General features: G+C 56.4%; 9 protein-coding genes. 8 read left to right on the top strand and 1 reads right to left on the bottom strand.

All coding sequences use genetic code 11. The features are described 5' to 3' along the window. Positions 1 to 175: 175 nt before the first annotated feature. From metA to aceK, 4 genes are all read left to right on the top strand, one after another. The gene (gene metA / locus LDK53_RS07260) at positions 176 to 1,105 is read left to right on the top strand and encodes a homoserine O-acetyltransferase MetA (RefSeq protein ID WP_045286164.1); all 930 of its coding nucleotides are present in this window, start codon (positions 176 to 178) and stop codon (positions 1,103 to 1,105) included. Between the two features lie 270 nt (positions 1,106 to 1,375). Next, the gene (gene aceB / locus LDK53_RS07255) at positions 1,376 to 2,977 is read left to right on the top strand and encodes a malate synthase A (RefSeq protein WP_025759007.1); all 1,602 of its coding nucleotides are present in this window, start codon (positions 1,376 to 1,378) and stop codon (positions 2,975 to 2,977) included. A gap of 31 nt (positions 2,978 to 3,008) precedes the next feature. Then, entirely contained in the window at positions 3,009 to 4,313 is a 1,305-nt protein-coding gene (aceA, locus tag LDK53_RS07250) for an isocitrate lyase (protein WP_045286166.1), read from the top strand. 117 nt (positions 4,314 to 4,430) lie between these two features. Then, entirely contained in the window at positions 4,431 to 6,167 is a 1,737-nt protein-coding gene (gene aceK / locus LDK53_RS07245) for a bifunctional isocitrate dehydrogenase kinase/phosphatase (RefSeq protein WP_225285220.1), read from the top strand. Between the two features lie 37 nt (positions 6,168 to 6,204). Here the strand turns inward: aceK and iclR are convergent, their stop codons facing one another. Beyond that, positions 6,205 to 7,035 carry a glyoxylate bypass operon transcriptional repressor IclR gene (gene iclR, locus LDK53_RS07240; RefSeq protein ID WP_045286168.1) on the bottom strand — a complete coding sequence of 277 codons (831 nt, stop codon included), beginning with the start codon at positions 7,033 to 7,035 and terminating at the stop codon, positions 6,205 to 6,207. Positions 7,036 to 7,228: 193 nt separating this feature from the next. Between iclR and metH the strand changes: the two genes are divergently transcribed. The 4 genes from metH (at position 7,229) to LDK53_RS07220 (ending at position 13,366) form a co-directional block, all read left to right on the top strand. Further along, the gene (gene metH / locus LDK53_RS07235; RefSeq protein ID WP_225285216.1) at positions 7,229 to 10,912 is read left to right on the top strand and encodes a methionine synthase; all 3,684 of its coding nucleotides are present in this window, start codon (positions 7,229 to 7,231) and stop codon (positions 10,910 to 10,912) included. 116 nt (positions 10,913 to 11,028) lie between these two features. Beyond that, positions 11,029 to 12,660, top strand: a complete 1,632-nt coding sequence (locus tag LDK53_RS07230) for a Na/Pi cotransporter family protein (RefSeq protein ID WP_025759001.1) — start codon at positions 11,029 to 11,031, stop codon at positions 12,658 to 12,660. Between the two features lie 95 nt (positions 12,661 to 12,755). Then, positions 12,756 to 13,049, top strand: a complete 294-nt coding sequence (locus LDK53_RS07225; RefSeq protein WP_126801511.1) for a type II toxin-antitoxin system CcdA family antitoxin — start codon at positions 12,756 to 12,758, stop codon at positions 13,047 to 13,049. Next, positions 13,049 to 13,366, top strand: a complete 318-nt coding sequence (locus LDK53_RS07220) for a CcdB family protein (protein WP_126801512.1) — start codon at positions 13,049 to 13,051, stop codon at positions 13,364 to 13,366. The genes LDK53_RS07225 and LDK53_RS07220 overlap by 1 nt, the downstream gene beginning before the upstream one ends. The last annotated feature ends 17 nt before the right edge of the window (positions 13,367 to 13,383 follow it).

The following is a 13,383-nucleotide window of genomic DNA, read 5'->3' as shown; positions in this document are numbered from 1 at the left end:
TCAATCAAGAAGAACCCCGTACCGTAAGGTGCGGGGTTTTTTGCTTTTGTTTTTCTCCCTCTCCCTGAAACTTTCTCACCTTCGCCTTGCAGACTCGACATTCCGATCATTTCTGGGTATCGTTAGCTGTCTGGATGTCTAAACGTTTATACGTATACTGTGAGGAAGTAAGGTTATGCCGATTCGGGTGCAGGACGAGCTACCAGCCGTCAATTTCTTACGTGAAGAAAACGTCTTCGTTATGACGGCTTCACGTGCGACAGTTCAGGAAATTCGCCCGCTGAAGGTGCTTATTCTCAATCTGATGCCGAAGAAGATTGAAACTGAAAACCAGTTCCTGCGTTTGCTCTCGAACTCCCCGCTGCAGGTGGATATTCAGCTCCTGCGAATCGATGCCCGAGAGTCGCGTAATACGCCTTCTGAGCATCTGAACACCTTCTACTGCAACTTCGATGACATTCAGGGCGAAAACTTCGACGGACTGATTGTGACCGGAGCCCCGCTGGGTCTGGTTGAATTCAACGATGTTGCCTACTGGCCGCAGATCAAACAGGTGCTGGAGTGGGCAAAAGATCACGTCACGTCGACATTGTTTGTCTGTTGGGCGGTACAAGCCGCTCTGAATATTCTTTATGGTATCCCCAAGCAAACCCGCACTGAAAAGCTCTCCGGCGTGTACGAACACCACATTCTCCATCCCCATGCTCTGCTGACGCGCGGGTTTGATGATTCTTTCCTGGCACCGCATTCACGTTATGCCGATTTCCCGGCGCAGCTGATACGTGATTACACCGATCTGGAGATCCTGGCTGAAACAGAGGATGGCGATGCTTACCTGTTTGCCAGCAAAGATAAACGCATTGCCTTTGTGACCGGACATCCGGAGTACGATCCGCATACCCTCGCGTCAGAGTATTTCCGTGATGTCGAAGCGGGCCTTAACCCGGATGTGCCGTACAACTATTTCCCGAAAAACGATCCACAAAACACACCGAGAGCCACCTGGCGCAGCCACGGGAATTTGCTTTTTACCAACTGGCTCAACTATTACGTCTACCAGATCACGCCATACGATCTGCGTCACATGAATCCGACGCTGGAGTAATCGTCTGCACTAAACGATCCTAAAGCGTTTCAGCTATTCACATCAGGCACCTTCGGGTGCCTTTTTTATTTCCGAAATTCTACTCATCAAGTGAGGTAACTTTAATCTCATTAAAATCAATTGGTTGCATGTTATTTTAAATTAAAATGGAAATTGTTTTTGATTTTAGAAAAAATGGAGATAGTCTTAATTCTGCTGAGCGAAAACTACCCAACGATCTTTCGTTCGCATCGGGGGCGTGATTTTGGATCTTTGATGAGGAGCAGAGTAATGACTCAACAGGCAACGACGGTCGATGAACTGGCCTTTACCCAGCCGTATGGCGAGCAGGAACAGCAAGTATTGACGGCAGAAGCGGTAGAATTTCTGACTGAACTGGTAACCCGCTTTACGCCACAGCGTAATAAGCTGCTGGCGGCACGCATTCATCAGCAGCAGGAAATTGATAACGGCAAGTTGCCTGGTTTTATTTCGGAAACCGCTTCCATTCGCCGTAGTGAATGGAAAATCCGCGGCATTCCTGACGACTTACAGGATCGTCGCGTTGAGATCACCGGCCCGGTAGAGCGTAAAATGGTGATCAACGCCATGAACGCGAACGTTAAAGTCTTTATGGCCGATTTTGAAGACTCGCTGGCACCGGACTGGCGTAAGGTCATCGAGGGTCAGATCAACCTGCGCGATGCCGTGAACGGCACCATCAGCTATACCAACGAAGCCGGTAAAATTTATCAACTCAAACCGAACCCGGCGGTGCTGATCTGTCGCGTACGCGGTCTGCATCTGCCGGAAAAACATGTTACCTGGCGCGGGGAAGCCATTCCGGGAAGCCTGTTTGATTTTGCACTCTATTTCTTCCACAACTATAAAGCCCTGCTGGCAAAAGGTAGCGGCCCGTATTTCTATCTGCCTAAAACGCAGGCCTGGCAGGAAGCGGCCTGGTGGAGCGAGGTGTTCAGCTATGCGGAAGATCGTTTCAACCTGCCGCGTGGCACCATCAAGGCCACACTGCTGATTGAAACATTGCCCGCAGTGTTCCAGATGAACGAAATTCTCCATGCCCTGCGCGACCACATTGTCGGCCTGAACTGTGGGCGCTGGGACTATATTTTCAGCTATATCAAAACCCTGAAAAACTATCCCGACCGCGTGCTGCCGGATCGCCAGGTCGTTACTATGGATAAACCTTTCCTCAGCGCCTACTCGCGTCTGCTGATCAAAACCTGCCACAAGCGCGGCGCTTTTGCGATGGGCGGTATGGCGGCCTTTATCCCGAGCAAAGATGCTGAGCGTAACAACCAGGTGCTCAACAAGGTGAAAGCCGATAAAGAGCTTGAAGCTCGTAACGGCCATGACGGGACGTGGATCGCGCACCCGGGGCTGGCGGATACGGCCATGGAAGTCTTCAACCGCGTACTCGGTGACAACAAAAACCAGCTGTTCGTCACGCGCGAAGAGGATGCCCCAACGGCGGAAGAACAGCTGCTGGCTCCGTGCGCAGGTGAACGTACCGAAGAGGGCATGCGCGCCAATATTCGCGTGGCCGTGCAGTACATCGAAGCGTGGATCTCCGGCAACGGCTGTGTACCGATCTACGGCCTGATGGAAGATGCCGCGACGGCAGAGATCTCACGCACCTCAATCTGGCAGTGGATCCACCATCAAAAAACGCTCAGCAACGGCAAGCCGGTGACCAAATCCCTGTTCCGCCAGATGCTGGCTGAAGAGATGCGGGTGATCCAGGACGAGCTGGGCGAACACCGCTTCAGCAGCGGACGTTTTGACGACGCCGCGCGCCTGATGGAGCAAATCACCACATCAGATGACTTAATCGACTTCCTGACCCTGCCGGGCTACCGCTTCCTGGCGTAACTCACCACATAACAATATGGAGCATCTGCACATGAAAACCCGTACCCAACAAATCGAAGAATTAAAGAAAGAGTGGACACAGCCTCGCTGGGAAGGCATCCGCCGTCCTTATAGCGCGGAAGAGGTGGTGAAATTACGCGGCTCGGTCAATCCGGAATGCACGCTGGCCCAGAACGGTGCGGCGAAAATGTGGAAGCTGCTGCACGGCGGTTCCAAAAAGGGCTATATCAACAGCCTCGGTGCGCTGACCGGCGGTCAGGCACTGCAGCAGGCGAAGGCAGGCATTGAAGCAATTTATCTCTCCGGCTGGCAGGTCGCGGCAGATGCCAACCTGGCGTCCAGCATGTATCCGGATCAGTCGCTCTATCCCGCTAACTCGGTGCCGTCGGTCGTGGATCGGATCAACAACACCTTCCGCCGTGCAGATCAGATCCAGTGGGCCGCAGGTATCGAGCCAAACGATCCGCGCTTTATTGACTACTTCCTGCCGATCGTCGCGGACGCAGAAGCCGGTTTTGGTGGCGTGCTGAACGCATTTGAGCTAATGAAATCGATGATTGAGGCCGGTGCAGCGGCCGTTCACTTCGAAGATCAGCTGGCCTCCGTGAAGAAGTGCGGGCACATGGGCGGGAAAGTTCTCGTCCCGACCCAGGAAGCGATTCAGAAGCTGGTAGCGGCGCGTCTGGCCGCTGACGTGCTCGGCGTGCCGACGCTGGTCATTGCCCGTACCGATGCGGACGCGGCTGACCTGATCACCTCGGACTGCGACCCGTACGACAGCGAGTTTATTACCGGCGAGCGCACCAGCGAAGGGTTCTATCGTACCCATGCGGGCATTGAGCAGGCGATCAGCCGTGGCCTGGCGTACGCCCCGTACGCGGACCTGGTCTGGTGTGAAACCTCCACGCCGGATCTGGCGCTGGCAAAACGCTTTGCCGATGCCATCCACGCGAAATACCCGGGCAAACTGCTGGCCTATAACTGCTCGCCGTCCTTCAACTGGCAGAAGAATCTGGACGATAAAACCATCGCCAGCTTCCAGCAGCAGCTGTCTGATATGGGCTACAAGTACCAGTTCATCACCCTGGCGGGTATCCACAGCATGTGGTTCAACATGTTCGACCTGGCCCATGCCTACGCGCAGGGCGAGGGGATGAAGCACTATGTTGAGAAGGTACAGCAGCCAGAATTTGCCGCCGGTAAAGAGGGCTATACCTTCGTTTCACATCAGCAGGAGGTGGGAACCGGCTACTTCGATAACGTGACGACCATCATTCAGGGTGGCGCCTCCTCCGTCACCGCTTTAACGGGATCAACGGAAGAAGCACAGTTCTAATCTTTTCCCCCCTCACCCTAACCCTCTCCCCGAAGGGGTGAGGGGACGGTCTGGTGCAGATCTGTTTCTCCCTCGCCCCATTGGGGAGAGGGCCCGGGTGAGGGGTAAGGGGAATATATGTCGCGTGGTCTGGAATTACTGATTGCCCAAACTATTCTGCAGGGCTTTGATGCCCAGTATGGACGTTTTCTGGAAGTGACCTCCGGCGCCCAGCAGCGCTTCGAACACGCTGACTGGCATGCGGTGCAGCAGGCGATGAAGCAGCGTATTCATCTTTACGACCACCACGTGGGTCTGGTGGTGGAGCAGTTGCGCTGTATTACCGACGGTAAAAGCCCGGATGCGGAATTTTTGCTGCGCGTGAAGGAGCATTACACCCATTTGTTACCGGACTACCCGCGCTTCGAGATTGCGGAGAGCTTTTTTAACTCCGTCTATTGCCGGTTATTTGACCACCGCTCATTATCTCCTGAGCGGTTATTTATCTTCAGTTCCCAGCCCGAGCGACGCTTTCGTACCATTCCGCGTCCGCTGGCCAAAGATTTCTTCCCTGATAGCGGATGGGAAAAGCTCCTGCATCGTGTGCTAACTGATTTGCCGCTGCGCTTACCCTGGGAGAATAAAGCCCGGGATATTGGTTATATCCACGCCCATCTTATTGAAACCTTCGGCACGGAGGTGCTCAGCCACAGCCATTTGCAGGTCGCTAATGAGCTTTTCTACCGCAATAAAGCCGCATGGCTGGTCGGTAAACTGATTACACCCTCGGCCATTCTGCCGTTTCTGCTGCCCATCCATCGCACCGATGACGGCGAACTGTTTGTCGATACCTGCCTGACCACCAGCGCGGAGGCCAGCATTGTGTTTGGCTTCGCCCGCTCCTACTTTATGGTCTATGCCCCGTTACCGGCCGCGCTCGTGGAGTGGTTGCGTGAGATCCTGCCGGGCAAAACCACGGCCGAGCTGTATATGGCGATTGGCTGTCAGAAGCACGCTAAAACGGAAAGCTACCGGGAGTACCTGCGCTATGTCACCACCGCCGATGAGCAGTTTATTGAAGCGCCCGGCATTCGCGGCATGGTGATGCTGGTATTTACCCTTCCGGGCTTCGACCGCGTATTCAAGGTGATCAAAGATAAATTCGCGCCGCAGAAAGAGATGACCGCGGCACACGTTCGTGCCTGCTACCAGCTGGTGAAGGAGCACGATCGCGTCGGGCGCATGGCGGATACTCAGGAGTTCGAAAACTTTGTGCTGGATAAGCAGCAGATCGATCCGGCGCTCATGACCCTTTTACTGCAGGAAGCCTGCGGCAAAATCACCGATCTTGGCGACAAAATCGTGATAAGCCATCTCTATATTGAACGCCGCATGGTGCCGCTGAATATCTGGCTGGAGCAGTCCGAAGGCCAGGCGCTGCGTGATGCCATTGAAGAGTACGGCAACGCGATTCGCCAGCTTGCCGCGGCCAATATTTTCCCCGGCGATATGCTGTTTAAGAACTTCGGCGTCACGCGTCACGGACGCGTGGTGTTCTACGATTACGACGAAATTTGCTACATGACAGAAGTGAATTTCCGCGATATCCCACCGCCCCGTTATCCGGAAGATGAGCTTTCCGGCGAGCCGTGGTACAGCGTCTCACCGGGCGATGTCTTTCCTGAAGAGTTTCGCCACTGGCTGTGCGCTGACCCGCGCATTGGGCCGTTATTTGAAGAGATGCACGAGGATCTGTTCCGCGCCAGCTACTGGCGGGGGCTGCAAACGCGGATTAAAAACGGACATGTGGAAGATGTCTACGCTTACCGCCGTAAGCAGCGGTTTTGCATCCGGTTTTCAGAGGGCATCATGTAGGCCGGGTAAGGCGAAGCCGCCACCCGGCAATGCATGCCTAACGGATCCCACCATACGCCAGGGTCACCTCTTTTGCCGCCTTAATCACCAGCGCACCCAGCTCGGTGACCCGATCATCGGTCATGCGGGAAATCGGCCCGGAGATGGAGATGGCGGCAAACGGTTCGCGGTGCTCGTCAAAAATACAGGCCGCAATACAGCGCAGGCCCAGGGCGTGCTCCTCGTCGTCGAACGAATAGCCGCGCTTGCGGGTCAGGGCCAAATCTTCTTTCAGATGCACCGGCGACACCAGCGTAGCGTGCGTATAGGCATGCAGTCCCTTGCGGTGCAGCAGCCCTGTCACCTGTTCCTCGCTCAGCTGTGACAGAAACGCTTTCCCCGCGCCCGACGCGTGCATCGGCAGCTTGCCGCCAATCGGGGCTGACATGCGCATCAGCTGCGTGCACTGTACCTGGTCAATAATGATCGCCTGATGGTCGCTCTGGTCGAGCACCGCCAGGTTTACCGTCTCGCCGGAATCTTCCATCAGCTTGCGCAGAATCGGGTGCACAATCGCCAGCAGGTTGCGACTCTGCAGGAAGCTGCTGCCGACGATAAACGCATGGGCGCCTACCGCCCAGTGCCCCAGCTCGCCGACCTGACGGACAAAGCCCAGCTGTTGCATGGTGGTCAGCAGCCGGTGGGTTGTGGAGTTCGGCAGGCCCGCCTGCTGCGCCAGCTCCGTCAGGGCCACGCTGCTGTGCGACTCGGCTATCCACTCCAGCAGCTTCAGACCGCGCGTGAGCGATTGAACCTGTCCGCCCTGTTGTGCGGCGGCGGTGGTGGCAGCAGGTTTTCTGCCGCGTTTAGCGGGAACGGTCGCGACCATGACGATCTCCTTTTTCTGTATCGTGGAAATCATTTTCGTTTTATTTGGTGAATTTGCAACCGTTATCCTGACTGATCGGAGGAGTGATGGTGAACATGTCTCATGTTACCCCTGAGTGACTTTTCCACCCTGCGAGATTGTGCCAGTATGGGACGCAGCCTTTTGGCCTTGTTGAGCGTTGTCGGGAGCAAGTGTGAGCAGCAAAGTAGAGCAACTGCGTGCGCAGTTAAATGAACGAATTCTGGTGCTGGACGGCGGTATGGGCACCATGATCCAGGGCTATCGCCTGAGCGAAGACGATTTCCGCGGCGAACGCTTCGCTGACTGGCCATGCGACCTGAAAGGAAACAACGACCTGCTGGTGCTCAGCAAGCCGTCCGTGATCAAGGATATCCACAACGCCTACTTCGAGGCGGGCGCGGATATTATTGAAACCAACACCTTTAACTCGACAACCATCGCCATGGCGGATTACCAGATGGAATCCCTGTCGGCGGAAATCAACTATGAAGCCGCGAAGCTGGCGCGCGCCTGTGCCGATGAGTGGACGGCCCGCACGCCGGAGAAACCGCGCTACGTTGCCGGGGTGCTGGGTCCCACTAACCGCACCGCGTCGATTTCACCGGACGTGAACGACCCTGCGTTTCGTAATATCACCTTTGACCAGCTGGTCGTGGCCTATCGTGAATCGACCAGAGCGCTGGTGGAAGGCGGTTCCGATCTGATCCTGATTGAAACGGTATTCGACACCCTCAACGCCAAAGCCGCGATTTACGCGGTGAAAGAGGAGTTCGAGGCGCTGGGCGTTGACCTGCCGATCATGATTTCCGGCACCATCACCGACGCCTCGGGCCGTACCCTGTCCGGCCAGACAACTGAAGCGTTTTACAACTCGCTACGGCATGCTGAGGCCCTCTCCTTCGGCCTGAACTGTGCGCTGGGGCCGGATGAGCTGCGCCAGTACGTGCAGGAGCTGTCGCGTATTGCGGAATGCTACGTTACCGCCCACCCGAACGCCGGTCTGCCGAACGCGTTTGGTGAGTACGATCTGGATGCCGACACCATGGCGGCACAAATTCGCGAATGGGCCGAGTCTGGCTTCCTGAACATTGTCGGCGGCTGCTGCGGCACCACGCCGGCGCACATCGCCGCGATGAGCAACGCCGTTGCCGGACTGCCGCCGCGCAAGCTGCCGGAGCTTCCCGTTGCCTGTCGTCTTTCCGGCCTTGAGCCGTTGACCATCGGCGAAGACAGCCTGTTTGTGAACGTGGGTGAACGTACTAACGTCACCGGCTCGGCGAAGTTCAAGCGCCTGATTAAAGAAGAGAAGTACAGCGAAGCGCTGGACGTCGCCCGCCAGCAGGTGGAGAGCGGCGCTCAGATTATCGATATCAACATGGATGAGGGGATGCTCGACGCCGAAGCGGCGATGGTGCGTTTCCTCAACCTGATTGCCGGTGAGCCGGATATCGCCCGCGTGCCGATCATGATTGACTCCTCCAAATGGGAGGTCATCGAAAAAGGGCTGAAGTGCATTCAGGGGAAAGGCATCGTCAACTCCATCTCGATGAAAGAGGGCGTGGATATCTTTATCCACCACGCGAAGATGGTGCGCCGCTACGGGGCCGCCGTGGTGGTGATGGCCTTTGACGAAGTGGGCCAGGCCGACACCCGCGAGCGCAAAATCGAGATTTGCCGCCGCGCGTACAAGATTTTAACCGAAGAGGTGGGCTTCCCGCCGGAAGACATCATCTTTGACCCGAATATCTTCGCCGTCGCGACCGGGATTGAAGAGCACAACAACTACGCCCAGGATTTTATCGGCGCGTGTGAAGACATCAAACGCGAGCTGCCGCATGCGCTGATCTCCGGCGGCGTGTCGAACGTCTCGTTCTCGTTCCGCGGTAACGACCCGGTGCGTGAAGCGATTCACGCCGTGTTCCTCTATTACGCCATCCGCAACGGGATGGACATGGGGATCGTCAATGCCGGACAGCTGGCAATTTATGACGACCTGCCTGCGGAGCTACGCGACGCGGTAGAAGACGTGATCCTTAACCGCCGCGACGACGCGACCGAGCGGTTGCTGGACTTGGCAGAAAAATACCGTGGCAGCAAGTCGGATGACGCAGCCAACGTTCAGCAGGCCGAGTGGCGCGCCTGGGACGTGAAAAAACGCCTGGAATATTCGCTGGTCAAAGGCATCACCGAGTTCATCGAACAGGATACCGAAGAGGCGCGTCAGCAGTCAGCCCGTCCGATTGAAGTGATCGAAGGGCCGCTGATGGACGGCATGAACGTGGTGGGCGATCTGTTCGGTGAGGGCAAGATGTTCCTGCCCCAGGTGGTGAAGTCTGCCCGCGTAATGAAGCAGGCCGTGGCATACCTGGAGCCGTTTATCGAAGCCAGCAAAGAGCAGGGTTCCAGCAACGGCAAAATGGTCATTGCCACCGTGAAGGGCGACGTGCATGACATCGGCAAGAACATCGTCGGCGTGGTGCTGCAGTGTAATAACTACGAAATTATCGACCTCGGCGTGATGGTCCCGGCGGATAAAATCCTCAGGACCGCGCGCGAAGTGAATGCCGACCTGATTGGCCTCTCCGGGCTGATCACGCCGTCGCTGGACGAGATGGTTAACGTGGCGAAAGAGATGGAGCGTCAGGGCTTCACCATTCCGCTGCTGATTGGCGGGGCGACCACCTCTAAAGCGCACACGGCAGTTAAAATCGAACAGAACTACAGCGGCCCGACGGTGTACGTGCAGAACGCCTCTCGCACCGTTGGCGTGGTCTCCGCGCTGCTCTCCGACACCCAGCGCGATGACTTTGTGGCGCGTACCCGTAAAGAGTACGAAACCGTCCGCATCCAGCATTCCCGCAAGAAACCGCGTACGCCACCGGTAACGCTGCAGGCGGCACGCGATAACGATCTGGCCTTTGACTGGTCGAGCTATACGCCGCCGGTGGCCCATCGCCTGGGCGTGCAGGAGGTGAGCGCCAGCATCGAAACGCTGCGCAACTACATCGACTGGACTCCGTTCTTTATGACCTGGTCGCTGGCGGGTAAATATCCGCGCATTCTCGAGGATGAGGTGGTCGGTGATGAGGCGAAACGCTTGTTTAAAGACGCCAACGATATGCTCGATAAGCTCAGCGCAGAGAAAACCCTTAACCCGCGGGGCGTGGTCGGGCTCTTCCCGGCGAACCGCGTGGGCGATGACATCGAAATTTATCGTGATGAAACCCGCACCCATGTGCTGGCGGTCAGCCGCCATCTGCGTCAGCAAACCGAAAAAGTGGGCTTTGCCAACTACTGCCTGGCCGATTTCGTGGCGCCGAAGCTTTCCGGTAAAGCGGATTATATCGGTGCCTTCGCCGTGACCGGTGGTCTGGAAGAAGATGCCCTGGCGGACGCTTTTGAAGCGCAGCACGATGATTACAATAAAATCATGGTGAAAGCGATTGCCGACCGCCTGGCGGAAGCCTTCGCCGAGTACCTGCATGAGCGCGTGCGTAAGGTGCACTGGGGCTACGCGGCCAATGAGAACCTCAGCAACGAGGAGCTGATCCGCGAGAACTACCAGGGCATTCGTCCGGCACCGGGTTATCCGGCCTGTCCCGAGCACACCGAAAAAGGCACCATCTGGACATTACTGGACGTAGAGGCGCATACCGGGATGAAGCTCACGGAGTCGTTCGCCATGTGGCCGGGGGCGTCCGTTTCCGGCTGGTACTTCAGCCATCCTGACAGCAAATATTTCGCCGTGGCGCAGCTGCAGCGGGATCAGATTGAAGATTATGCCCTGCGTAAAGGCATGAGCGTTGCTGAAGTGGAGCGCTGGTTAGCACCGAATTTAGGCTACGACGCGGACTGACGTCACTTTTCCTTACAACAAACAGGGCGCTCATTGGGCGCCCTGTCTCTTTCTTACGTTTAAACCCTTATACTGATCCAAAGGAAAACGAATAACGATAAGGAGGAAAACCTTCCGTGCTGACCTTGTTACATCTGCTCTCTGCAGTCGCACTGCTCGTCTGGGGCACCCATATCGTTCGTACCGGCGTGATGCGCGTCTTTGGTGCCCGTTTACGTACCGTTCTCAGCAACAGCGTTGAGAAGAAGCCGCTCGCCTTCTGCGCGGGCATTGGCGTGACGGCACTGGTGCAGAGCAGTAACGCCACAACCCTGCTTGTCACCTCCTTTGTGGCGCAGGATCTGGTGGCGCTGGCCCCGGCGCTGGTCATTGTGCTGGGGGCGGACGTGGGTACCGCGCTGATGGCGCGTATCCTGACGTTCGATCTCTCCTGGCTGTCGCCGCTGCTGATTTTCATTGGCGTCATCTTCTTCCTCGGACGCAAACAGACGCGGGCCGGGCAGCTTGGGCGCGTGGGGATTGGCCTTGGGTTGATCCTGCTGGCGCTGGAGCTGATTGTTCAGGCCGTCACCCCTATTACTGAGGCCAACGGTGTTCAGGTCATCTTCGCCTCCCTGACCGGTGACATCATGCTGGACGCGCTGATTGGCGCGGTGTTTGCCATCGTCAGCTACTCCAGCCTGGCCGCCGTGCTGCTGACGGCAACGCTCACCGCTGCCGGGGCGATCTCCTTCCCGGTTGCGCTGTGCCTGGTGATCGGGGCTAACCTCGGCTCTGGCCTGCTGGCGATGCTCAATAACAGCGCCGCCAACGCTGCCGCCCGCCGCGTGGCCCTGGGTAGCCTGCTGTTTAAGCTGGTGGGCAGCCTGATCATTCTGCCGTTTGTCCATCCACTGGCGAACCTGATGGACAACCTCCCGCTGCCGAAGGCGGAGCTGGTGATTTACTTCCACGTCTTCTACAACCTGGTACGTTGCCTGGCGATGGTCCCCTTTGCCGAGCCGATGGCCCGCTTCTGTGAGCGCCTGATCCAGGATGAACCGGAGCTGGATGCGCGCCTGAAACCGAAGCATCTGGATACCTCCGCGCTGGATACGCCGGCGCTGGCGCTGGCGAATGCCGCCCGCGAGACGCTTCGCATGGGTGACGCCATGGAAACCATGCTTGAAGGCCTGCAAAAAGTGATGCACGGCGAGCCGCGAGAAGAGAAAGAGCTGCGCAGGCTGGCGGATGATATCAACGTGCTTTATACCGCCATCAAGCTCTATCTGGCGCGCATTCCGCAGGATGAACTGGCGGAGGAGGAGTCTCGCCGCTGGGCAGAAATTATTGAGATGTCGCTTAACCTTGAGCAGGCTTCGGATATTGTGGAGCGGATGGGCAGTGAAATTGCTGACAAATCTCTGGCCGCCCGCCGTGCATTCTCCGTCGAAGGGCTGAAGGAGCTGGAAGCTCTGCACGAACAACTTCTTAGCAACCTGAAGCTGGCGATGCTGGTCTTCTTTTCCAGCGACGTGCCAAGCGCGCGCCGCCTGCGCCGCAACAAGCATCGCTTCCGTATCCTTAACCGCCGCTACTCGCACGCCCACGTTGAGCGTTTGCATCAGCAGAACGTGCAGAGTATTGAGACCAGCTCACTGCACCTGGGGCTGCTGGGGGATATGAAACGCCTTAACTCATTGTTCTGTGCGGTGGCGTACAGCGTGATGGAACAGCCGGATGAAGATGACGAGCGGGATGAGTATTAATCTCTGAAAGCGCCTCGCAAAACGGATTTGCGAGGCGTGACTCCCCCTAAAGAGCAATTTATTCTTCAACCCTTGCAATTTTAAGGGAATAGAAAATGCTCAATTATTACGCTACACTTCGCCAATTCATGCGCATTCCAATGGGGGTTCTCATGCGCGGTGCTAATAGCATTAAAAAATCAGTGAATGTTTCCCTGTCGCCCGACATCCTTGAAGAGGCGCGAAGGCTTAAACTTAATCTTTCTGCCGTGCTCACGGCGGCTTTGCAGGAACAGTTTCGTGAACATCGGCGTGCAGAGTGGCTGGCAGAAAATAAAGCTTCGATTGACGCCATTAATCAGTGGGTTGATGAAAACGGCTCCTTTAGTGACTTTCAGAGATCGTTCTAATGAAGCAGTATTTTGCTTATGAGAACGCAGGCAATGGAAGAAAAGCTTATCCATGGCTTATCAATATGCAGCATCCCGTTGCCAATGTGATGAAACATGTACTGGTCGCTCCCGCCGTTGAATTAAGCCAGCTAGGCGGTATTCGTCCACCTGAGAAAGTGTGTCCTGTCGTTGAGATCGCGGGAAAGCCCTGCGTGGTAATGATGCATATGATGGCAGGCATATCGCCAAAAGAGTTAGGCGAACGTGTTGCCGATCTTACGCTTAACCGGGCTTCACTGCGGGATGCACTCGATTTTTTGATCAACGGCTACTAACACTTTTTTGTCAGCCT

The organism is Enterobacter sp. K16B, assembly GCF_020216105.1.
Lineage (GTDB): Bacteria > Pseudomonadota > Gammaproteobacteria > Enterobacterales > Enterobacteriaceae > Enterobacter > Enterobacter sichuanensis.
The sequence above is the reverse complement of the archived record's forward strand: the minus strand, read 5'-3'. Positions and strand labels throughout refer to the sequence as shown.